Annotated in this window: 18 protein-coding genes; 10 read left to right on the top strand and 8 right to left on the bottom strand. The window is 66.8% G+C overall.

The features are described from left to right. Nucleotides 1–40: 40 nt before the first annotated feature. The 5 genes from CEJ42_RS01035 to CEJ42_RS01015 all read right to left on the bottom strand — a co-directional run bounded on the left by CEJ42_RS01035 (nucleotide 41) and on the right by CEJ42_RS01015 (nucleotide 6,825). Complete coding sequence (locus tag CEJ42_RS01035) at nucleotides 41–838, bottom strand: transporter substrate-binding domain-containing protein (protein ID WP_088749796.1); 798 nt, start codon at nucleotides 836–838, stop codon at nucleotides 41–43. A 121-nt stretch (nucleotides 839–959) separates the two neighbouring features. Continuing rightward, nucleotides 960–1,616 (bottom strand): ligase-associated DNA damage response endonuclease PdeM, encoded by a 657-nt coding sequence (gene pdeM / locus CEJ42_RS01030; protein ID WP_079215017.1) that lies wholly within the window; start codon nucleotides 1,614–1,616, stop codon nucleotides 960–962. Next, complete coding sequence (locus CEJ42_RS01025) at nucleotides 1,613–4,123, bottom strand: ligase-associated DNA damage response DEXH box helicase (protein WP_088749795.1); 2,511 nt, start codon at nucleotides 4,121–4,123, stop codon at nucleotides 1,613–1,615. Before CEJ42_RS01025 ends, pdeM begins: the two co-directional genes overlap by 4 nt. Further along, a complete protein-coding gene (locus CEJ42_RS01020; protein WP_088749794.1) occupies nucleotides 4,107–5,786 on the bottom strand; it encodes an ATP-dependent DNA ligase in 1,680 nt (559 codons plus the stop codon). The genes CEJ42_RS01025 and CEJ42_RS01020 overlap by 17 nt, the downstream gene beginning before the upstream one ends. Continuing rightward, nucleotides 5,779–6,825 (bottom strand): ligase-associated DNA damage response exonuclease, encoded by a 1,047-nt coding sequence (locus CEJ42_RS01015; RefSeq protein WP_088749793.1) that lies wholly within the window; start codon nucleotides 6,823–6,825, stop codon nucleotides 5,779–5,781. Before CEJ42_RS01015 ends, CEJ42_RS01020 begins: the two co-directional genes overlap by 8 nt. A 218-nt stretch (nucleotides 6,826–7,043) precedes the next feature. On the opposite strand from CEJ42_RS01015, the gene CEJ42_RS01010 reads away from it, so the two are divergent. From CEJ42_RS01010 to CEJ42_RS01000, 3 genes are all read left to right on the top strand, one after another. Next, on the top strand, nucleotides 7,044–7,976 hold the full coding sequence (locus CEJ42_RS01010; RefSeq protein ID WP_079215013.1) for an HDOD domain-containing protein: 933 nt from the start codon (nucleotides 7,044–7,046) through the stop codon (nucleotides 7,974–7,976). Between the two features lie 529 nt (nucleotides 7,977–8,505). Then, on the top strand, nucleotides 8,506–9,201 hold the full coding sequence (locus CEJ42_RS01005; RefSeq protein WP_243397749.1) for a transporter: 696 nt from the start codon (nucleotides 8,506–8,508) through the stop codon (nucleotides 9,199–9,201). A 133-nt stretch (nucleotides 9,202–9,334) separates the two neighbouring features. Next, nucleotides 9,335–9,541 carry a hypothetical protein gene (locus CEJ42_RS01000; RefSeq protein WP_079215011.1) on the top strand — a complete coding sequence of 69 codons (207 nt, stop codon included), beginning with the start codon at nucleotides 9,335–9,337 and terminating at the stop codon, nucleotides 9,539–9,541. Nucleotides 9,542–9,655: 114 nt separating this feature from the next. Here CEJ42_RS01000 and prpF read toward each other — a convergent pair whose 3' ends face one another. The 3 genes from prpF to CEJ42_RS00985 form a co-directional block, all read right to left on the bottom strand. Then, entirely contained in the window at nucleotides 9,656–10,846 is a 1,191-nt protein-coding gene (prpF, locus tag CEJ42_RS00995) for a 2-methylaconitate cis-trans isomerase PrpF (RefSeq protein WP_088749791.1), read from the bottom strand. A gap of 108 nt (nucleotides 10,847–10,954) precedes the next feature. Next, on the bottom strand, nucleotides 10,955–13,570 hold the full coding sequence (gene acnD / locus CEJ42_RS00990) for a Fe/S-dependent 2-methylisocitrate dehydratase AcnD (RefSeq protein ID WP_088749790.1): 2,616 nt from the start codon (nucleotides 13,568–13,570) through the stop codon (nucleotides 10,955–10,957). A 42-nt stretch (nucleotides 13,571–13,612) separates the two neighbouring features. Then, the gene (locus CEJ42_RS00985) at nucleotides 13,613–14,329 is read right to left on the bottom strand and encodes a GntR family transcriptional regulator (RefSeq protein WP_088749789.1); all 717 of its coding nucleotides are present in this window, start codon (nucleotides 14,327–14,329) and stop codon (nucleotides 13,613–13,615) included. Between the two features lie 252 nt (nucleotides 14,330–14,581). On the opposite strand from CEJ42_RS00985, the gene CEJ42_RS00980 reads away from it, so the two are divergent. From CEJ42_RS00980 to hutG, 7 genes are all read left to right on the top strand, one after another. Then, nucleotides 14,582–15,319: an IclR family transcriptional regulator gene (locus CEJ42_RS00980; RefSeq protein ID WP_079215007.1), complete on the top strand. Its 738-nt coding sequence runs from the start codon at nucleotides 14,582–14,584 to the stop codon at nucleotides 15,317–15,319. A gap of 123 nt (nucleotides 15,320–15,442) precedes the next feature. Then, the gene (locus CEJ42_RS00975) at nucleotides 15,443–16,195 is read left to right on the top strand and encodes a glutamine ABC transporter substrate-binding protein (protein WP_079215006.1); all 753 of its coding nucleotides are present in this window, start codon (nucleotides 15,443–15,445) and stop codon (nucleotides 16,193–16,195) included. A gap of 131 nt (nucleotides 16,196–16,326) precedes the next feature. Beyond that, entirely contained in the window at nucleotides 16,327–16,992 is a 666-nt protein-coding gene (locus tag CEJ42_RS00970) for an amino acid ABC transporter permease (RefSeq protein ID WP_079215005.1), read from the top strand. Next, a complete protein-coding gene (locus CEJ42_RS00965; protein WP_079215004.1) occupies nucleotides 16,992–17,765 on the top strand; it encodes an amino acid ABC transporter ATP-binding protein in 774 nt (257 codons plus the stop codon). The genes CEJ42_RS00970 and CEJ42_RS00965 overlap by 1 nt, the downstream gene beginning before the upstream one ends. Beyond that, nucleotides 17,755–18,393 carry a HutD/Ves family protein gene (locus tag CEJ42_RS00960; protein ID WP_088749788.1) on the top strand — a complete coding sequence of 213 codons (639 nt, stop codon included), beginning with the start codon at nucleotides 17,755–17,757 and terminating at the stop codon, nucleotides 18,391–18,393. The genes CEJ42_RS00965 and CEJ42_RS00960 overlap by 11 nt, the downstream gene beginning before the upstream one ends. A 92-nt stretch (nucleotides 18,394–18,485) precedes the next feature. After that, on the top strand, nucleotides 18,486–19,952 hold the full coding sequence (locus CEJ42_RS00955; RefSeq protein ID WP_088749787.1) for a formimidoylglutamate deiminase: 1,467 nt from the start codon (nucleotides 18,486–18,488) through the stop codon (nucleotides 19,950–19,952). Nucleotides 19,953–19,961: 9 nt separating this feature from the next. Beyond that, nucleotides 19,962–20,762, top strand: coding sequence for an N-formylglutamate deformylase (hutG, locus tag CEJ42_RS00950; RefSeq protein ID WP_088749786.1), 801 nt, complete (start codon nucleotides 19,962–19,964; stop codon nucleotides 20,760–20,762). The last annotated feature ends 127 nt before the right edge of the window (nucleotides 20,763–20,889 follow it).

Below are 20,889 nucleotides of genomic sequence, written 5' to 3'. Positions count from 1 at the left end.
ATCGCTCCGCCGTTTTTTCATTGCGCGCCCGACAAAGGCGTCACTGGAAGGTGGTCGCCATCTTCTGCGGCAGCGGCACGTTCAGCCACTTCTTGACGATGGTGTTGAGCTCGCCGCTCTTCTTGGCGGCGGTGATGGCGTCGTTGACCTTGGCCAGCAGGGCGGCCTCGTTCTTGTTCAGGCCGACGCTGCAGCTGGACTCATGGATGATGTACTTCAGCACCGGCTTGTTGCCGGGCGCCTTCTCGGCCAGCGCGTAGGCCACGAAGTCGCCGGTACCCACCAGCTGCACCTGGCCCGAGACATAGGCCGAGATCATCGCGTTGTTGTCTTCATAGCGCTTGATGGTGGCGGTCTTGGGTGCGGTTTCGGTCAGCTGGATGTCCTGGAAGGTGCCGCGGGCCACGCCCACCACCTTGCCGGCCAGGTCGGCCGGTCCCGACACCGGCACGCTGGCCACGCCGAAGACGCTGTTGTTGTAGGGCGCATAGGCCTGCGAGAAATCGATCACCTTTTCACGCTCGGCGCTCTTGCCCAGCGTGGAGATGACCAGGTCGGCCTTGTGCGTCTGCAGGTAGGCGATGCGGTTGGCGCTGGCCACCGGCACCAGCTGCACCTTCACGCCCATGTTCTTGGCGATCAGCTTGGCCACGTCGATGTCCAGGCCCTGCAGCTGCAGGTCGGTGTTCACCGAGCCGAAGGGCGCGAAATCCTGCGGCACGCCGATGCGGACCACGCCGGCCTTCTGGATGTCGGCCAGGGCGTCGGCGCGCGATTGCGTGGAAACCGCGGACATCAGGCCCAGCGCGAGGACCAGCACAGGTTTGACTGACTTCATGTAATTCTCTCCTTGAGTTGTTGTAGGTGCTCGGCCGTCCCTGGGCGGCGCGAGGCTGGATGTCTGCGCATCCGGGGTCCCGCATGGCGCGGGCCGCCGGGGGATGATACGCCTTTTTCGGCTAGGGCTGCAGCTGCAGGATGCTGTTCTCGGCCGCCAGGAAGATGCGCTGGCCAGGCTGGGGTTCTATCTGGTAGCCGCCGGTGAACGCACCGAAAGCCGGCAGCATGGCCCAGCTGCCGTCGACCACGAAGCAGGGCAGGCGCAGCGAGTCGCCGCCGGCGCGCAGGCGGTAGACCGGGTGCAGGTGGCCGACGATGGCGAAGGCGTCGGCCACCGTCTGCGGATGATGGCAGAAGGCCAGTGGCCCGAGGCGCCAGGGTTCGTCCACCGCTTCCACGCCCATGCCGGCGGGCGGATCGCCGGCATGGCGGTCATGGTTGCCGCGCACCAGGGTCAGCCGCAGCGCGCTGCGCCGGCTGCGCCATTCGGCCAGCGCCCCCAGCGTGGCTTCGGCGCGTGCGGCGCGGGCATGCAGGAAGTCGCCCAGGAAGACGATATGCCGCACCTCGTGGCGCGCCACCAGGGCATCGAGCAGGTCCAGGTTGGCGCGGGTGGTGCCGTGCGGCACCGGGATGCCGCCGGCGCGAAAGGCCGCGGCCTTGCCGAAGTGAACGTCGGCCACGGCCAGCAGGGCCTGGTCGCGCCACAGCAGCGCCCGCTCGGGCAGCATGGCCAGGCGCGCACCGGCGGCATCGAATTCGATCAGGGAGTTCATGGTTTGCCTTTCATGCTTTTGTCGGCGGCGCGTTCCAGCTCGGCCAGCATGCGCGCCACGCGGTCGGCCAGCTTTTCGGTGGAAAGCTTTTCGCGGAAGCGTTCCACCATCAGCGGCAACGCGAAGGGAGTGGGGCGCGCCAGCCGCACCAGCGTCAGCTGGCGCCGGCGCAGCTCGGCCAGCGTCGCGCGCAGGCGCTGCAGTTCCAGCTCCTGCTCCAGCACCTCGGCCTGGGCCTGGGTGAGCAGCAGGTTGCCGGCATCGTGCTTGCGAAACACCTCGAAGAACAGCGCCGAGGATGCCTGCAGCTGGCGCGCGCTCTTGGGTTGCCCGGGATAGCCCTGCGACACCAGCCCGGCGATGCGGGCGATCTCGCGAAAGCGCCGTTGCGAGAGCTCGGTGGCGTTGAGGCTGGCGAGGATGTCTTCCAGCAGGCGCTCTTCACTGAAGAGGGCATGCGGCGCCCCGGACTCCAGTTGTGCCAGGCCGGCGTCGGAGGCGCTGAGCAGCTCGATGCCGTAGTCGTTGACGGCGATGGAAAATGTCGCCGGCCGCTCGCGCGCCAGGCGCCAGGCCAGCAGCGAGGCCAGCCCGACATGCACCAGGCGCCCGGCGAAGGGGTAGAAAAAGAGGTGATGGCCCTCGCGGCTCTTCAGGCTTTCCACGACCAGCCGCTGCGCGGTGGGCAGCGCCGACCATGCCTGCTGCAATTCCAGCAGCGGGCGCACCGCCTGCATTTCTGGGGTGGCGTAGCGGCCTTGCGCGGCTTCTTCCAACTGGTCCAGCACGGCGTGCGCCAGCGTCGACGACAGCGGCAGGCGCCCGCCTTGCCAGCGCGGCACGGCGCCGCTGCCGGAGGTGGCGCGCCGCACCCAGGCGGTCATCTCGTGCACCCGGACGAACTCCAGCATGCGTCCGCCGAAGAGAAAGCGGTCGCCCGGCCGCAGGCGCGCGATGAAGCCTTCTTCGATGACGCCGATGCGCCCGCCGCGCAGGTATTGCACGTGCAGGGAGGCGTCCGAGACGATGGTGCCGATGTTCATGCGGTGGCGCCGCGCGATGGCCGGCAGCCCGACGCGGTAGACGCCGTCGGCGTCCGCGCGCACGCGATGGTATTCGGGATAGGCGGTGAGGCTCTGCCCGCCGCGCACCACGAAGTCCAGCGCCCATTGCCACTGGTCTTCGCGCAGCCGGCGATAGGACCAGGCGCCGCGTACTTCGTCCAGCAATTCCTCCGGCCGGAAACCGCCGCCCAGCGCCACCGTGACCAGGTGCTGCACCAGCACGTCCAGCGGGGCGTCCGGCACTGGCCGCTGCTCGACCTGGCCGGCCGCCACGGCCTGCTGCACGGCGGCCGCTTCGACCAGTTCCAGGCTGTTGGTCGGCACCAGCGTGGCGCGCGAGACGCGGCCGGGCGAGTGGCCGGAGCGGCCGGCCCGCTGCAGCAGCCGCGCCACGCCGCGCGGGCTGCCGATCTGCAGCACCCGTTCCACCGGCGTGAAGTCCACGCCCAGGTCCAGGCTGGAGGTGCAGACCACCGCCTTGAGCCGGCCTTCGCGCAGGCCTTGCTCGACCCAGTCGCGCACTTCGCGGTCCAGCGAACCGTGATGCAGCGCGATGACGCCGGCCCAGTCCGGCCGCGCCTGCAGCAGGTTCTGGTACCACAGCTCGGCCTGCGATCGCGTGTTGGTGAAGACCAGCGTGGAAGCGCTGGCTTCGATCTCGGCGGCCACAGCGGGCAGCATCTGCATGCCCAGATGACCGGCCCAGGCGAAACGCGCCGGTTGCGGCGGCAGCAGGGTGTCGATGACGATGCGCTTGTGCTGCTCGCCGCGCACCAGCACGCCGTCGCGTGCACCCGCTTCGCCCAGCAGGGCTTGCATGGCCTGCGGCAGGTTGCCCAGCGTGGCCGACAGGCCCCACACCGCGAGTTGCGGCCGCCAGCGCCGCAACCGGGCCAGCGCCAGCTGCACCTGCACGCCGCGCTTGTTGCCCATCAGCTCGTGCCATTCGTCGACGATGACCGCGTCCAGGCGCGCGAAGCGCTGCCGCGCATCCGCCTGCGACAGCAGCAGCGACAGGCTCTCCGGCGTGGTCACCAGCGCCTGGGGCAGCGAGCGCATCTGGCGCGCCCGTTCGCCGGCGCCGGTGTCGCCGGTGCGCATGCCGGCCTGCCAGTGCGGCAGCAGGTCCGCCAGCGGCGCCTGCAGCGCGCGCAGGGTGTCGGCCGCCAGCGCACGCATCGGCGTGATCCACAGCACCCGCAGTCCCTGTGCCGCGGTAGTCGGCGCAGGCAGTGTCCCCAGCGCCGGTTCGGCATGCAGCAGCGCGCCGAACCAGACGGCATAGGTCTTGCCCGAACCGGTGCCGGCGTGCAGCAGGCCGGACCGGCCGGCGGCGGCCGCATGCCAGACCTGGCGCTGGAAGTCGAACACCGCCCAGCCGCGCGCCGCGAACCAGCGTTCGGCGGCCTGGGCAGCGTGCGAGGCGTCAGCCTTGCGGCGCATCTTTTTTCTCCGGCGCGGGCAGCAGCGCGCGCAAAGCGGCCAGGGTGTCGGCCTGTTCCACCGGCTTGTCTTCGCGGCGCCGCAGGATGCGCGGGAAACGCACCGCAATGCCGGCCTTGTGGCGCCCGGACGCGGCGATGCCCTCGAAGCCGATCTCGAACACCATGCTCGGGCGCACGCTGCGCACCGGGCCGAATTTCTCGATGGTGGACTTGCGGATGACCTGGTCGACTTCGGCGATCTCGGCGTCGGTAAGTCCGGAATATGCCTTGGCGAACGGCACCAGCCGCCGCTCGCCGCCGGCTGTCCCGGGCTCGTCCCAGACCGCGAAGGTGTAATCGGTGTAGAGCGAGGCGCGGCGCCCGTGGCCGGCCTGGGCGTAGATCAGCACGGCGTCGATGGAGTAGGGATCGATCTTCCATTTCCACCAGGTGCCGACATTGCGGGTGCGGCCGATGCCGTAGCGGGCGTCGCGCTGCTTGAGCATCAGGCCTTCCACGCCGCGGTCGCGCGAGCCCGCGCGCAGCCGCGCCAGCTCGTCCCAGCCGGCGGCCTGCACCAGCGGCGCCAGCAATAGCGCCGGCGCTGCGTGCTGCGTCAGCAGCGCTTCCAGCCTGGTGCGGCGTTCGTGTTGCGGCAGGCCGCGCAGGTCGTGCCCGTCCTGTTCCAGCAGGTCGTAGGCGATCAGCGCGGCGGGCAGGTCGGCCAGCAGGCGCGCGCTCAGGTTCTTGCGGCCGATGCGCTTTTGCAGTTCGGCGAAGGGCGCCACGCGGTCGGCCGGGTCGGCGCCGGCCCCTGCTGGACGGTGGATCACGATCTCGCCGTCCAATACCGTGCCGTCCGGCAGCGCCAGCGAGGCAAGCTCGGGAAAACGGTCGGTGATCAGTTCCTCGCCGCGCGACCACAGCCAGTTGACGCCGTGGCGGCGCACCAGCTGCGCGCGGATGCCGTCGTATTTCCATTCGGCCTGCCACTGGTTGATGGGCCCCAGCGCGGAGGGGGCTTCCAGCAGCGCATGCGCGAGAAAAAAGGGATATGGCTGGCCGCCTTCGAGCCGATGGTCTTGGCCGTCGTCCGGGGCGATCAGTTGCGCGAAGCGTTCGGCGCCAGGCCTTGCGCGGCCGTCGGTCCAGCCGACCAGACGTTGCGCCACCCGCGTGGGCTCGAGTTGCGCCACCGCCGCCAGCGCGCGCGTGACCAGCAGCCTGGAAACGCCGACCCGGAAGCTGCCGCCGATCAGTTTGGTCAGCAGGAAACGGCCCTGCCAGTCCAGTTCATCCCAGGCCGCGAACAGGGCCGTGCGTATGGTGTCCGGCGCGGCCCCGCGCAAGGGGGCGATGCGCTCTTCCATCCAGCGCGCCAGGCCCAGGTCGGCGCTGCGCGGGGCGGGCGGCAGCACATGGGCGATCGTCTCGGCGAGGTCGCCGACGGCGTGATAGCACTCTTCGAAGAGCCATTCGTCGATTTGCGCGTACTGCATGGCGCAATGCTTGAGCAGCCTGGAAGGCACTGCCTGGCGCGGCTTGCCTCCGGCCAGGAAGTACACGGCCCAGGCGGCGTCCGCGGCATCGGCGCGCGCGAAATAGTCCTGCAGCGCGGCCAGCTTGCGGGTAGTGGAAGTCGTGGCGTCCAGTTCGGCGTAGAGGCGGGAGAATTCACGCATCGGCGGCCTCCGCGCTTGCCGCCTTGTCGCCGTTCTCCGCTTCTTCCTCGCCGTACTCGGTGTCGAAGGCGCCCGCGTCAAGGCCGTTCTGCCGCAGCCAGCGCACCATGGTGGCGACTTGTCCGTGGGTGACGACGACGCGCTGCGCGCCGCTTTCGGCGATGGCCTGCTGCAGTGCCGGCCAGTCGGCATGGTCGGACAGCACGAAACCGCGATCCACGCCACGCCGGCGGCGCGCGCCGCGCAGCCGCATCCAGCCGCTGGCGAAGGCGTCGCTGTAGTCGCCGAAACGCCGCATCCAGGGCGAGCCGGCCGCCGACGGCGGCGCCACCACCAGCGCGCCGGCGTAGGCCTGCCGGTTGCGTTTGTCGGAGCCGTCCGCCGCGACGGCGACCGTATCGGGAAGCGCCACGCCGGCTTCCCGGTAGTGGCGATTGAGCGTTTCGACAGCACCGTGGCAGACGATGGGGCCGATGGCCGGATCGATGCCGTGCAATACCCGCTGGGCCTTGCCGAAGGCATAGCAGAACAGCACGCTGGCGCGTCCTTCGGCGGCATTGGCGCGCCACCAGCGGTTGATGTCGTCGAAGATTTCCGCTTGCGGCTGCCAGCGGTAGATCGGCATGCCGAAGGTGGATTCGGTGATGAAGACGTCGCAGCGCACCGGCTCGAAGGGGGCGCAGGTGCCGTCGGCTTCCAGCTTGTAGTCGCCGGAGGCGACCCACACGCGGCCCCGGTGCTCCATGCGCAGCTGGGCCGAGCCCAGCACATGGCCGGCCGGATGCAGCGACAGCGTGACGCCGTTGTGGGTGAGGGTCTCGCCATAGGCCAGGGTGTCGAGCGCGATGCCAGCACCCAGCCGCGCGCGCAGCACACCGGCGCCGGGGGCGGCGGCCAGGTAGTGAAGGTGGCCCGCGCGGGCATGGTCGGCATGGGCGTGGGTGATCACCGCGCGCGCCACCGGGCGCCACGGATCGATGTAGAAATCCCCGGGCACGCAGTACAGGCCCTCCTTGCGCACCACCACCATGTCTTCCATGCCTTGCGCTGCTCCTTGCTACGATGGCTTCAGCTTACCTGCGGCGGCGGCGCTCCCGGCGTCGGCGCAGCGCGCTTTCGCGTGTAGGGAAAACCGGATGCGACGCGCCGTGCCGCAAATTTTTCGATGACGCATCGCAAAATGGGGAGGGATTCTGTATCCTAGCGTCAGTTCCCATGCCCTGAAACTTGCATCCTGACAATCAAAGAGCGCGATCAATGTCGACCTATATCGAAACCCAAACATTTCGTGAACTGCAGGATTCCGAGGTTTTGCCCGCGCCCTCCGGCGTACGCCTGAACATCATGCAGATGTGCCAGCAGGAGGACATTTCCCTGCCCGAGCTGGTGTCGCAGGTGCAGGGCGACCCGGTGCTGGCCGGCCGCCTGATCCAGATCGCCAACATCCCCAACATCAACAAGGGCCGCATGGTGGCCTCGGTCAACGTCGAACTGCTGCTGATGGTGGGGCTGCACGCCGTGCGTCAGATGGCGCTGGCGATTTCGCTGACCGAGTCGGCGCGGCGCGGCGACTGCAAGGAATTCAACTACGACATCTTCTGGGCCCGTTCCACCGCGATGGCCTGCGCCGGGCAGGCGCTGGGCGAGATGCTGCAGCTGGCGCCGCCGGCCGAGATGTTTACCAACGGACTGCTGGCCGGCATCGGTCGCCTGGGCCTGGCGTCGGCCCGTCCCAAACGTTATGGCGAGCTGCTGGCGACCAATCCGCAAGGTCCGGCGCTGGCCGAAGAAGAGCGCAAGGTCTTCGGGTTCGACCACCTGAGCCTGGCCGCGGCCATGATGGAAGACTGGCATTTCCCGCGTCTGTTCTGCACCGCCGTCCTGCATCACGAAAACCCGGAGGCATCGGGCCTGGACGAAGACGACCGCCAGCAGCAACTGGTGCGCATGCTGGAGTTGGCCGGATGCGTGGCCGACGTCTGCGTCGCCGATCCCGCGGTGCGCGGTCAGCTGTTGCCGCGCCTGCTGAAGCTGGCGGAGCGCTTCGAACTGCCGCTCTCCAGCGTCGAGTACATCTGCGGACGCGTGTCCTGGGACTGGAGCGACTGGGGCGCCTTGCTCAAGATCCCGACCCGGGTGCTGCCGGACATCGGCACGGAGCTGGCCGAGGCCGCCCAACAGCCGGTCTGACCCTGTTCGCTGCATCAGGCGCGAGTGCCAACTCGCAAAGGGCCGCATGTTTCGCCATGCAGCCCGACATCCGTTGGAAATTCGCACAAATCCGGATTTTGTATTTGTTGCGTCAGCCTTGAGTGCTAGTATGGCGCCCGGTCTGGAAGCGAACGTTCGCACCGTCCCGCAGCATGCGGGAAGCCCGGCGCAACTCCTTCAATCCTGAACCTGCGGCTCGCATTTCTGCCGCAGCTCCCATAGTTCAGCTTCCGGCCCGGAGCGAGGCCAGCCCGATGCCAGCCGCATCGTTGTCCCGTCCAGCAAAACCGCGGCATCTGCCGTCATCAATAACCAGAAAAACGTAGCGGGGCTGTTCCATCGGCAGCATCAGTCACGCCGCCTGCATTGCCGGCTGCAGCGCATTTCCATGCGTTGCGGGGGAGCCGGAAGCAGGCCGGCCCGCTGAGTTCTCGCTGCATTCATCGCTTTTTGAACAGGTGGTTTCATGAAAAAAATCCTGTGCGCATCGTGGATTCTTTGCGCAACGATGAATCAGGCTTACGCCGCCCATCCGCTGGTCACCGACGACACCGGCGTACAGGGCGAAGGGCGTCACCAGATCGAAGTCAACGCCGACTGGAGCCGGCAAACCGGCCAGGCCGGCCATGTCGGCGCTTTCACCTATACCTACGGCATCACCGACAAGCTGGATCTGTTCGCCAACCTGCCGCTGACCTTCCAGTCAAAGGACGGCACCGGCGTGGGCGACTATTCGCTGGGCGCCAAATGGCGCTATTACGACGAGGAGGGCTTGTCGCTGGCGTTCAAGCCCGAGTTCTTCATGCCCAGCGGCGACGAGGAAAAAAGCCTGGGCAATGGCAGGAACAGCCTTGGCCTGACCTCCATCACCTCCTACGAGACCGGGCCGTGGACGCTGCACGGCAACGTCGGCCTGAACTACAACCGCTACAAGCTGGGCAGCGACGATCAGTCCAAGCGCAAGTTGGTGTGGCGCGCCTCGGCGGCCACCTGGTACGCGCTCAACCAGCAATGGAAGCTGGTGGCCGACACCGGCGTGGCGCAGAACGTCGATCGCGGCAACCGCACCTGGCCGGCCTATGCGCTCCTGGGTGTGATCTGGTCGCCGAACCAGACCGTGGACCTGGATTTCGGCGCCAAATTCGGTTTGAACAAGGCCGAAGTCACGCGGCAGTTCGGCGTCGGCATCACCTTGCACTATTGATAAGCGGCCACTCGCGCAGCCTGCGGCGGCGGGCTGTGCGGTGCAGCATGAGATGCGCTGGAAAGCCCCGCCAAATCTGCTATCTTTGACCTTGGCGCAAGGCCACGACTAGCCAAGACAAAGGAGACGGCACATGGATCTGGTGGAAAAATTCGATGCCAAAGGCAAAACCGGCGCACCCTACCACGTAGAGGTGTACCAAATCCGTCTGGACGAGGCCAACGAGGCTTCGGCAGTGGACCAGCGCAGCTACAAGCTGGCCGACGGCAGGGCGCTGGATCCCTTGTCGAACGAGAAATTCAGGATCGTGCAGACCGGGGAGAAGATCTACCGGGTCTGAGCCTTTCACGCGCGATAAAAAAGCCGGCTGTCGAAAGACAGCCGGCTTTTTTCTTGCCCAATTTTCTTGTCCGGTTTTCTTGTCCGAAGTCCGGGCGGAGAAGTCAGCGTGCGCTCAGAACGCGTCCCCCGGAATACGCACCCATCCCTCCATCAACACCCGCGCGCTGCGGCTCATGATGGCCTTGGTGACCACCCACTGGTCGCCTTCGAGTTTCGCTTCGGCGCCCACGCGCAAGGTGCCGGAGGGGTGGCCGAAGCGCACGCTGTTGCGCTCGCCGCCGCCGGCGGCGAGATTGACCAGGGTGCCGGGGATGGCCGCCGCGGTGCCGATGGCGACCGCCGCGGTGCCCATCATCGCGTGGTGCAGCTTGCCCATGGACATGGCGCGCACCAGCACGTCGGCGTCGGCGGTGGTGACCTTCTTGCCGCTGGAGGAGACATAGTCCTTCGGCGGCGCGACGAAGGCGACCTTGGGCGTGTGCTGGCGCGTGGCGGCTTCTTCCACCTTGGCGATCAGGCCCATGCGGATGGCGCCGTGGGCGCGGATGGTTTCAAAGCGGGCCAGGGCGGTCGGGTCGCTGTTGATAGCGTCCTGCAGTTCGGTGCCGGTGTAGCCGATTTCTTCCGCGTTGAGGAAGATGGTGGGAATGCCGGCATTGATCATGGTGGCCTGGAAGCTGCCCACGCCGGGCACTTCCAGCGTATCGACCACGTTCCCGGTGGGGAACATGGCGCCGCCGGCGCCATCCTCTTCCGCCGCCGGATCCATGAATTCCAGCTGCACCTCGGCGGCCGGGAAGGTCACGCCGTCAAGCTCGAAGTCGCCGGTTTCCTGTACCTGACCGTCGGTGATGGGCACGTGGGCGACGATGGTCTTGGCGATGTTGGCCTGCCAGATGCGCACCACGGCGATGCCGTTGCGCGGCACCTTGTCGGCCGCCACCAGGCCGGCGGCGATGGCGAAGGGGCCGACCGCGGCCGACAGGTTGCCGCAGTTGCCGCTCCAGTCGACGAAATCCTTGTCGATCGAGACCTGGCCGAACAGATAGTCGACGTCATGGCCGGGACGGGTGCTCCTGGAGATGATGACCGTCTTGCTGGTGCTGGAGGTGGCGCCGCCCATGCCGTCGATCTGCTTGCCATAGGGGTCGGGGCTGCCGATCACGCGTTGCAGCAGCTTGTCGCGGGCGCGGCCGGGGACGCGGGCGGCTTCGGGCAGGTCGTCCAGCTTGAAGAAGACGCCCTTGCTGGTGCCGCCGCGCAGGTAGGTGGCGGGGATGCGGATTTGGGGGACTTGGCTCATGCTTGCTTTCCTTTACTGGCGCCGGGGTGTCTTTCCCGGCATGTTGCTATCCGCGACAAACGTCGCTGGGTCCCCGCCTGCGCGGGGACGACGGATCGATGATCGGGGTCAGACGGCCTTGCGTTCGCCCTTGCCGGCCGACTCCTCGAGGAAGTCTTGCGCAAAGCGCTGCAGCACGCCGCCGGCTTCGTAGATCGAGACTTCCTCGGCGGTGTCCAGGCGGCAGGTCACCGGCACCTCGACGCGCTCGCCGTTCCTGCGATGGATCACCACGGTGAGGTCGGCGCGCGGCTTGCGTTCGCCGATGACGTCATAGGTTTCGGTGCCGTCGATGCCGTAGGTGTTGCGGTTTTCTCCCGCCTTGAACTCCAGCGGCAGCACGCCCATGCCGATCAGGTTGGTGCGGTGGATGCGCTCGAAGCCTTCGGCGACGATCGCCTCCACGCCGGCCAGGCGCACGCCCTTGGCGGCCCAGTCGCGCGAGGAGCCCTGACCGTAGTCGGCGCCGGCGACGATGATCAGCGGCTGCTTGCGCTCCATATAGGTTTCGATGGTCTCCCACATGCGCATCACTTTGCCTTCCGGCTCCAGGCGCGCCAGCGAGCCTTGCTGCACGCTGCCGTCCTCTTTCTTCACCATCTCGTTGAACAGCTTGGGATTGGCGAAGGTCGCGCGCTGCGCGGTCAGGTGGTCGCCGCGGTGGGTGGCGTAGGAGTTGAAGTCTTCTTCCGGCAGGCCCATTTTCGCCAGGTATTCGCCGGCGGCGCTGTCCATCAGGATGGCGTTGGACGGCGACAGGTGGTCGGTGGTGATGTTGTCGCCCAGGACCGCCAGCGGGCGCATGCCGGTCAGCGTGCGTTCGCCGGCCAGTGCGCCTTCCCAGTACGGAGGACGGCGGATGTAGGTGCTTTGCGCCCGCCAGTCGTAGAGCGGGCTGACCGACTGCGCCTGTTCGACGCGGGCGGCGAACATGGGCGTATAGACATTGCGGAACTGCTGCGGCTTGACGGCGGCCTTGACCACGTCGTCGATCTCCTCGTCCGAGGGCCAGATGTCCTTGAGGCGGATGTCGCGGCCGTCGGCGGTGGTGCCCAGCACGTCCTGTTCGATGTCGAAGCGGATGGTGCCGGCGATGGCGTAGGCCACCACCAGCGGTGGCGAGGCCAGGAAGGCCTGCTTCGCATACGGGTGGATGCGGCCGTCGAAGTTGCGGTTGCCGGAGAGGACGGCGGTCGAATAGAGGTCGCGCTCGATGATCTCCTGCTGGATCTTGGGATCCAGCGCGCCGGACATGCCGTTGCAGGTGGTGCAGGCGAAGGCGACGATGCCGAAGCCCAGTTTTTCCAGGTCGGCGGTGAGGCCGGCTTCTTCCAGATAGAGCTCCACCGCCTTGGAGCCCGGCGCCAGCGAGCTCTTGACCCAGGGCTTGCGCGCCAGGCCGAGGCGGTTGGCGTTGCGCGCCAGCAGGGCGGCGGCGATCACGTTGCGCGGATTGCTGGTGTTGGTGCAACTGGTGATGGCGGCGATGATGACGGCGCCGTCGGGCATCTTGCCCGGTTCATTTTCTACCTTGCCGGCGATGCCTTGCGCGGCCAGCTCGGACACCGGCAGGCGCTTGTGCGGATTGCTGGGGCCGGCCAGGGTGCGCACCACGGTAGAGAGGTCGAAGCGCAGCACGCGCTCGTACTCGACCTCGGCCAGCGCATCCGACCACAGGCCGGTTTCCTTGGCGTAGGTTTCCACCAGCCTGACCTGCTCGTCCTCGCGGCCGGTCAGCTTCAGGTAGTCGATGGTCTGCTGGTCGATCGAGAACATGGCGGCGGTGGCGCCGTACTCGGGCGCCATGTTGGAGATCGTCGCGCGGTCGCCCAGCGTCAGGCTGGAGGCGCCGTCGCCGTAGAACTCCAGGTAGGCGCCGACCACCTTCTGCTTGCGCAGGAACTCGGTCAGCGACAGCACGATGTCGGTGGCGGTGATGCCGGGCTGGCGACGTCCGGAAAGCTCGACGCCGACGATGTCGGGCAGGCGCATCCAGGAGGCGCGGCCCAGCATCACGTTTTCGGCTTCCAGCCCGCCCACGCCGATGGCGATCACGCCCAGCGCGTCCACGTGCGGGGTGTGGCTGTCGGTGCCGACCAGGGTGTCGGGGAAGGCCACGCCGTCCTTGGTGTAGATCACCGGCGACATTTTCTCTAGGTTGATCTGGTGCATGATGCCGTTGCCCGGGGGGATCACGTCCACGTTCTCGAAGGCCAGCTTGGTCCAGTCGATGAAGTGGAAGCGGTCTTCGTTGCGGCGGTCTTCGATGGCGCGGTTCTTCTCGAAGGCTTGCGGGTCGTCGCCGCCGCATTCCACCGCCAGCGAATGGTCCACGATCAGCTGCACCGGCACCACCGGATTGACCTTGGCGGGGTCGCCGCCCATGTCGGCGATCGCGTCGCGCAGGCCGGCCAGGTCCACCAGCGCGGTCTGGCCCAGGATGTCATGGCACACCACGCGCGCCGGGAACCACGGGAAGTCCAGCTCGCGCTTGCGCTCGATCAGCTGGCGCAGCGAGTCGGTGAGGGTGGCCGGGTCGCAGCGGCGCACCAGGTTCTCGGCCAGCACGCGCGAGGTATAGGGCAGGCCGGCCCAGGCGCCGGGCGTGATCGCCTCGACGGCGGCGCGGGCATCGAAATAGTCCAGCTTGGTGCCGGGCAGTTGCTTGCGGTATTGAGTATTCATGGCGGATGGCTCGTGGTTGTCTCGGTTGAATAGGTGTTGTTGTCAGGCCTGGTTGCGCGCGGCGTCGGCCTGCGCGATCTGTTGCTCGATGTTGCGCCGGGAGGCGCCGATGTGCCGGCGCATCAGCAGGTCGGCCAGCTCGCCGTCGCCGTCGGCCAGCGCATCGAGGATGCGGTGGTGCTCGGCGAAGGCCTGGCGCGGACGGTTGGGTGAGGAGGAATTGGCGGAATACTGGATGCGGTACATGCGGGCCAGCTGGTAGAGCTCGCCGCACAGGATGCGGGTCAGGATCTCGTTGCCGCTGGCCTGGATGATCTTGTAATGGAAGTCGTAGTCGCCTTCCTGCTGGTAATAGCCGCGGCCGGCCTGGAAGGCTTCGTCTTTCTCGTGCATCTCCAGCACGCGCCGCAATTCATCGAGCTCGGCACGATTCATGCGTTCGGCTGCGAGCCGGCAAGCCATGCCTTCCAGCGATTCGCGGATCTGGAACAGTTCCACCAGGCCTTCGAGGGTCAGCGAGACCACGCGTGCGCCGACATGGGGCACGCGCACCAGCAGGTTCTGGCCCTCCAGGCGATGGATGGCCTCGCGCAGGGGGCCGCGGCTGATGCCGTAGGTGCGCGCCAGTTCAGGCTCGGAAATCTTGCTGCCCGGGGCGATGTCGCCCTGGACGATGGCGCTCTGGATCTTTCGGAACACATGCTCTGAAAGTGTCTCTCCGTCGCGTTCTGAGCCTGGCAAAGAAATCAGCTCACTCATGGTGTCGACAATCCTGTGTGTTTTCTTGGATTAATCATAGCACTTTGCGTGAATTATGGATCAAGTGTCGACAGTTAAATATTCTTGGCACTGGGTAGTTAAAAAATAGCATGAGGAGTTTTCGAGCCCCGATGAGAAAATTCACTCAGCCTTTGAGAAATTTCGAACAACAGTTTGAACTTTTTTAAAAATATTTCTCGCAGCAAGAGAATCGATCACAAAAACTGAGAATTTAACTTTATATTGCGCTCCATGGACTCTCCTCAGACCTCTACCATCGTCGACCGCGTACTTCACGTTCTAGCCGGCGTGGCCCGCGCGGGCAAGCCCGTCAGCGCGAAACAGATTGCCGCCATGGTGCAGCAGCCTGTCAGCACCGTTTATCGCCACCTGGCGTCCCTGAAGAAATGGGGGCTGCTGCAGGAGCATATGAACTCAGGCACCTTCGAGCCGGGTCCGACCGGCGTGCAGCTGGCCTGGGGCTTCGACCAGAACTCCAACCTGATCAGCCAGAGCCGCGAGGAGATCAGCTCGCTGGTCGAGCGCAGCGGCGAAAGCGTGGGCCTGCTGGTCTACATCAACGGTGAAATGGTCTGTATCGCCATGGAAGAGAGCACCCAGCCGCTGCGCTGCTCCTTCACCAAGGGCCGTTCGCATTCCCTGCACAAGGGCGCCTCGGCCAAGAGCCTGCTGGCCTTCATGCCGCGCAAGCTGCAGCAGAAGCTGGTCGCCGACCAGCTGGCCGACAAGCCTGACGAGGCCGCCGCGCTGGAAGCGCAGCTCGAAGAGATCCGCCGCCGCGGTTATTCCACCAGCGAGAGCGAGGTCGACCTGGGCGTGTGGGGCGTGTCCGTGCCCATCCTGTCTTCCAATGGCCGCCTCGAAGGCACCATCACCCTGATGGCGCCGGCGCTGCGCGTAGGCCAGCGCGAGCAGGAACTGATCCGCATGACCGTGGAAGCGGCACAGCGCATATGTAATCGTTTTTAAGGCTTGCCCGGCCATGCCGCCCAGGCATGGCCGGCAGCCGAAGTATTTTGTTGTTGTCGTCCCGCCAGGAAATCAGCCGGCGTCCAGTCCGTCGCTTCTACGCTTCTACTTGAGGAACCCATGATGAAAATTTCCAAGCTGCTCTGCGCCTTCACGGCAGTGTTCGCCATGCTCACCGCCGCCGCTCCGGCCGCCAACGCCGCCGACAACGTGATCCGCGTCGGCACCGATGCCACCTTCCCGCCGATGGAATTCGTCAAGGACGGCAAGCGCACCGGCTTCGACATTGAACTGATCGAAGCCCTGGCCAAGACCATGGGCAAGAAGGTCCAGTGGATCGACATCGACTTCAAGGGCCTGATCCCCGGCCTGATCTCCAACCGCTTCGACATCGCCGCCTCGGCCATCTACATGACCGACGAACGCCGCAAGGTGGTCAACTTCAGCGATCCGTACTACCGCGGCGGCCTGGCCGTGCTGGTGCGTCGCGACGACAGCAGCATCAAGGTGCCGGACGACCTGAACAAGGGCAAGAAGGTGTCGGTGCAGGTCGGCACCAAGTCGGTGGGCTATCTGAAGGACAATTTCCCCGGCGTGGAACGCGTCGAGGTCGAAAAGAACCAGGCCATGTTTGACCTGCTGGTCACCGGCCGCGTCAACGCCGCCGTCACCGGCCGTCCGGCCGCGGTGGAATTCGCACGCACCCAGTCCAGTGTGCGCGTGCTCGACAAGGGCCTGACCACCGAACTGTACGGCTACGCCATGCGCAAGGGCGATACCGAGCTGGCCGAGCAACTCAACAAGGCGCTGCAGACCCTGCGCGTGAACGGCACCTACACCGCGCTGACCGACAAGTGGTTCGGCAAGAGCGAATAAGCCGCCCGTCGCCTTGCCATAAGCTGTAAGCGGCCGTCGTTTCACCGGCGGCCGCGGCAATTTCTTCATGCAGGATCGCCGCCGCCGGGCATGCCGGGGCGGGCCGCACGATCCGTTTTCCGGAGCCCCCAATGGATTTCGACTTTTCGCCGGTCTGGGAAAGCTGGCGTTCGCTCGCCACCGGCACGGCCGTCACGGTGGAAATCACCGCCGCCGCGCTGGTGCTGGGTTGCGTGCTGGGCCTCCTGGTCGGCCTGGGCCGCCTGTCGCCGCAGCGCCGCATCATCTATGGCATCTGCACCTTCTACCTGACCCTGGTGCGCGGCACGCCGCTGCTGGTGCAGCTGTTCATCTGGTTCTTCGGCCTGCCGCATTTCGGCATCCTGCTGCCGGCCTATGTCTGCGGCATCCTCGGCCTGGGCATCTACAGCGGGGCCTATGTGTCGGAAATCGTGCGCGGCTCGATCCAGTCGATCGAGCGCGGCCAGATGGAGGCCGCGCGCTCGCTGGGCCTGCCGTACAAGATGGCGATGCGCCGCGTGGTGCTGCCGCAGGCGTTCGTGCGCATGATCCCGCCTCTGGGCAATGAATTCATCGCGCTGATCAAGAACTCGGCGCTGGTGTCGCTGCTGACCATCGCCGACCTGATGCACGAGGGCGAGAAGATCATCAGCGTGTCCTACCGTTCGCTGGAGGTCTATCTGGTGATCGCCGCGATCTATCTGATTCTGACCAGCGTCACCACGCTGGTGCTGCGCCGCATCGAAAAGGTGCTGCGCTCCGAAGGGAGAGTGTGATGGCCCAGGCAATTGTCGACATCAAGGGCCTGAAGAAATCCTTCGGCGAAAACGTGGTGCTCAAGAACATCGACTTCTCGGTGCAGCCCAGCCAGGTGGTGGTCATCATCGGCCCCAGCGGATCGGGCAAGAGCACCTTCCTGCGCTGCATGAACGGCCTGGAAACCGCCGAGGGCGGCACCGTGGTGGTGTCCGGACATCCGGTGGTGGAGAACGGGCGCATGATGCCTGAGGCCAAGCTGGACGAGATGCGCGCCGAGGTGGGCATGGTGTTCCAGTCCTTCAACCTGTTCCCGCACCTGACGGTGCTGGACAACATCACGCTGGCGCCGACCTGCCTGCGCGGCGTGCCCCGCAAGGCCGCCGAGGAGCAGGGCATGCGCCTGCTCAAGAAGGTCGGCCTGGATCACAAGGCCAAGGTCTATCCCGGCACGCTGTCGGGCGGCCAGAAGCAGCGCGTGGCGATTGCGCGCGCGCTGGCGATGGAGCCCAAGGTGATGCTGTTCGACGAGCCGACCTCCGCGCTCGACCCCGAGCTGGTGGGCGAAGTGCTGCAGGTCATGAAGGACCTGGCCGCCGAAGGCATGACCATGCTCATCGTCACCCATGAGATGGGCTTTGCCCGCGAGGTGGCCGATGTGGTGGTGGTGATGGACCACGGCAGCATCGTCGAGGCCGGCGCCCCTGCGGATATCTTCACCGCCCCGAAGGAGGCGCGTACCCGCAGCTTCCTGCAGACCATGCTGGCGCGCGAGGCGGCTCATGGTGGCTAACAGCACCGTCGAGGCGCAGTCCGGTTCGTCCGGCGGCGCCATCGTCGCCATCGGCAACCTCGGCCGCATCACGGCGGTGCCCTGGAAGAACGAGGGCGGCCAGACGCGCGAGCTGTGCGTGGAGCCGCCGGATGCCGATTTCGCATCCTTCGTCTGGCGCGCCAGCGTGGCCGACGTCGGCCGCGACGGCGTGTTTTCCACCTTCGACGGCATCGCGCGCACCATCGTGCTGCTCGAAGGCGGCGGCTTCACCATGCACAGCGGTGAGGAGCAGATCCACGACCTGCGCGAATGCTTCGCGCCGTATTCCTTCCCCGGCGAGGCGCAGGTATCGGTGCAACTGCATGGCGCGCCGACGCTGGACTTCAACCTGATGATCCGGCGCGAGCTGGCCGAGGGCGAGCTGGTGGCGATGACCGAGCAGAATTCGCGCCGGCTGACCGCCGACACCGTGCTGCTGTATGTCGCCCAGGGCGTGGCCTGCCTGTCGGACGCGGCCGGCCTGCAGCGGCAGTTGCGCACCGGCGAGTTCGTGCAGCTGCGCGACGCCGGCCTGATGCCCGATCTGCTGTGCGCGGCCGGCGCGGTCGTGCTGGCGGTGCATATCCGGCGCAAGAAGCCGGGATAAGATGAATCGAACAGGAATCCACCACGCGGGCGGCCCAGGCGGCGCGCGTGCATTGCAGTAGAACCTCAATAAAACCAATAAAGGGTGAGCACATGGCAACTCACACCGGGCAAGACCGGCAAGAACCGCAACATTCGCAAGATTTGCAGCATACGCATCATCCCGATATCGCGGTCGGCCGGCTGTTCTGCCGCTCCGCCTTGCTGCCCGAGGGCTGGCGCAGCGACGTGCTGCTGCGCTGGAACGCCGACGGCGACCTGATCGAGGCCACGCCCGGCAGCGCGCGCGGCGACGCGCCGCTGGCGGCCGGCCCGGTGATCCCGGGCATGCCCAACCTGCATTCCCACGCGTTCCAGCGCGCCATGGCCGGCCTGACCGAGACCATGGGCAGTCCCACGGATTCCTTCTGGAGCTGGCGCACGCTGATGTACCGCTTCGCCCAGCGCCTGCAGCCGCAGCACCTGGAGGCGATCGCGCGCCATCTCTACATCGAGATGCTCAAGGCCGGCTATACCTCGGTCTGCGAATTCCACTACCTGCACCATGCGCCCGGCGGCGCCGGCTACGATGACCCGGCCGAGCTGTCGCTGCGCGTGATGCAGGCGGCGCAGGATGCGGGCCTGGGCATGACGCTGCTGCCGGTGCTGTACCAGTACGGAGGTTTCGGCGCCGCCGCGCCGCTGGAGCACCAGGCGCGCTTCATCTCGTCGCCGCAATGGATGCTGGCGCTGCGCGAGCGGCTGCAGAAGGCGCTGCCGGAAAACGGCATGCGCCGCTACGGCGTGGCGCCGCACTCGCTGCGCGCGGTCGACGCCGCGGGGCTGGCCGCGCTCGTGGACGGACTGCGTTCGCAACCGGGCGGCGCCGATGCGCCCATCCACATCCACATCGCCGAGCAGACGCGCGAAGTGGACGATTGCCTGGCCTGGTGCGGCAAGCGCCCGGTACAGTTGTTGCTTTCCCAGCAGGAACTCGACGCCCGCTGGTGCCTGGTGCACGCCACGCACATGTCGGACGACGAGTATCGCGCCGTGGCGCAGAGCGGCGCCGTGGTGGGCCTGTGCCCGACCACCGAAGCCAATCTCGGCGACGGCATCATCGACGCGCCGCGCCTGCTGGACGATGGCGCCAACTGGGGCATCGGTTCGGACAGCAACATCGCCATCAACCTGCGCTCCGAGCTGCGCCTGCTCGAATACGGGCAGCGCCTGCACCATCGCCGCCGTAACATGCTCGCTTCCCAGGCGCAGCCGGCGGTGGCCGACCGTTTGTTCGCGCAGGCCGTCTCCGGCGGCGCGCTGGCCTCGGGGCGTCGCGTGGCGGGCATCGCCGCCGGCCAGCGCGCCGACTTCGTGGTGCTGGACGCGCAGGACATCAACCTGGCCGACCGCGCACCCGAGCAGCTGCTGTCGGCGCTGGTATTCTGCGAGCATGAAGGCAACCCGGTGCGCGACGTCTACGTCGGCGGCCGCCAGGTCGTGTCCGAAGGCCGCCATGCGCTGGAAGAGGGCGCGCGCGCCGCTTACCGCGCCACGGTATCCGAGCTGTTGAAAGATTGAGGAACTGACATGAGCAATGAAGTATTCAAGCTGCGCCAGGGCACGTCGCCCCTGCTGATCTCCATGCCCCACGTGGGCACGCAATTGCCGGAGGACCTGAAGCCCGCCTTCAGCGAAGTCGGCCTGCAGGTGGACGACACCGACTGGCATATCGAAGACCTGTACGACTTTGCGGTCGGGATGGGGGTGTCCGTCATCCGTCCGCTGTATTCGCGCTACACCATCGACCTGAATCGCCCGGCCGACGGCCAGAGCCTGTATCCGGGCCAGAACACCACCGGCCTGTGCCCCCTGACCACCTTCGACAACGTGCCGCTGTACAAGCCCGGCATGGCGCCCGATGAGGCCGAGATCGCGCGCCGCCTGCCGCTGTACTGGAAGCCGTATCACGACGCATTGCAAGCCGAGCTGGCGCGCATCAAGTCCATCCACGGCTACGCCTTGCTGTGGGACGCGCACTCGATCCGCTCGGTGATTCCGCACCTCTTTGAGGGCGAGCTGCCGGTGTTCAACTTCGGCACGGCCAGCGGCGAATCCTGCGCGCCGGGCGTGGCCGAAGGCCTGCTCAAGCAGGCGGAGGAACTGGCGCCGCATTATCCGGCGGTGCTCAACGGCCGCTTCAAGGGCGGCTACATCACCCGCAACTACGGCAAGCCGGCGCAGCAGGTTCACGCCGTGCAGCTGGAGCTGGCGCAACGCAGCTACATGCAAGAGCAGGCGCCTTACGCGCTGGACGCCGGCCTGGCCGGCAAGCTCAAACCGGTCCTGGCGGCGTTCATCAAGAGCTACCTGGCGTTCAAGCCGGCTTGATCAACCGACCTCTCGAACCGAGCTCTTGAGAAGACGGCCTGCAGCGATGCAGGCCGTTTTGCATTGGCGCTTGCGGAGTTGATCCAGCGCAAGCCGCCATCGCCATCACGACGGCGCCGCCCCGGGG

Origin of the sequence: Herbaspirillum robiniae (assembly GCF_002213415.1) — a bacterium.
Taxonomy (GTDB): Bacteria; Pseudomonadota; Gammaproteobacteria; order Burkholderiales; family Burkholderiaceae_D; genus Herbaspirillum; species Herbaspirillum robiniae.
The sequence above is the reverse complement of the archived record's forward strand: the minus strand, read 5'-3'. Positions and strand labels throughout refer to the sequence as shown.

Excerpts from the sequence above, each read along its gene's own strand:
- CEJ42_RS01035 (WP_088749796.1), bottom strand. The coding sequence starts at position 838 with ATGAAGTCAGTCAAACCTGTGCTGGTCCTCGCGCTGGGCCTGATGTCC.
- CEJ42_RS00955 (WP_088749787.1), top strand. The coding sequence starts at position 18,486 with ATGGCAACTCACACCGGGCAAGACCGGCAAGAACCGCAACATTCGCAA.
- CEJ42_RS01005 (WP_243397749.1), top strand. The coding sequence starts at position 8,506 with ATGAATCAGGCTTACGCCGCCCATCCGCTGGTCACCGACGACACCGGC.
- CEJ42_RS00980 (WP_079215007.1), top strand. The coding sequence starts at position 14,582 with ATGGACTCTCCTCAGACCTCTACCATCGTCGACCGCGTACTTCACGTT.
- CEJ42_RS01000 (WP_079215011.1), top strand. The coding sequence starts at position 9,335 with ATGGATCTGGTGGAAAAATTCGATGCCAAAGGCAAAACCGGCGCACCC.
- hutG (WP_088749786.1), top strand. The coding sequence starts at position 19,962 with ATGAGCAATGAAGTATTCAAGCTGCGCCAGGGCACGTCGCCCCTGCTG.
- CEJ42_RS01025 (WP_088749795.1), bottom strand. The coding sequence starts at position 4,123 with ATGCGCCGCAAGGCTGACGCCTCGCACGCTGCCCAGGCCGCCGAACGC.
- prpF (WP_088749791.1), bottom strand. The coding sequence starts at position 10,846 with ATGAGCCAAGTCCCCCAAATCCGCATCCCCGCCACCTACCTGCGCGGC.
- CEJ42_RS00960 (WP_088749788.1), top strand. The coding sequence starts at position 17,755 with ATGGTGGCTAACAGCACCGTCGAGGCGCAGTCCGGTTCGTCCGGCGGC.
- CEJ42_RS01010 (WP_079215013.1), top strand. The coding sequence starts at position 7,044 with ATGTCGACCTATATCGAAACCCAAACATTTCGTGAACTGCAGGATTCC.
- CEJ42_RS00975 (WP_079215006.1), top strand. The coding sequence starts at position 15,443 with ATGAAAATTTCCAAGCTGCTCTGCGCCTTCACGGCAGTGTTCGCCATG.
- CEJ42_RS01020 (WP_088749794.1), bottom strand. The coding sequence starts at position 5,786 with ATGCGTGAATTCTCCCGCCTCTACGCCGAACTGGACGCCACGACTTCC.
- CEJ42_RS00965 (WP_079215004.1), top strand. The coding sequence starts at position 16,992 with ATGGCCCAGGCAATTGTCGACATCAAGGGCCTGAAGAAATCCTTCGGC.
- pdeM (WP_079215017.1), bottom strand. The coding sequence starts at position 1,616 with ATGAACTCCCTGATCGAATTCGATGCCGCCGGTGCGCGCCTGGCCATG.
- CEJ42_RS00985 (WP_088749789.1), bottom strand. The coding sequence starts at position 14,329 with ATGAGTGAGCTGATTTCTTTGCCAGGCTCAGAACGCGACGGAGAGACA.
- CEJ42_RS00970 (WP_079215005.1), top strand. The coding sequence starts at position 16,327 with ATGGATTTCGACTTTTCGCCGGTCTGGGAAAGCTGGCGTTCGCTCGCC.
- acnD (WP_088749790.1), bottom strand. The coding sequence starts at position 13,570 with ATGAATACTCAATACCGCAAGCAACTGCCCGGCACCAAGCTGGACTAT.
- CEJ42_RS01015 (WP_088749793.1), bottom strand. The coding sequence starts at position 6,825 with ATGGAAGACATGGTGGTGGTGCGCAAGGAGGGCCTGTACTGCGTGCCC.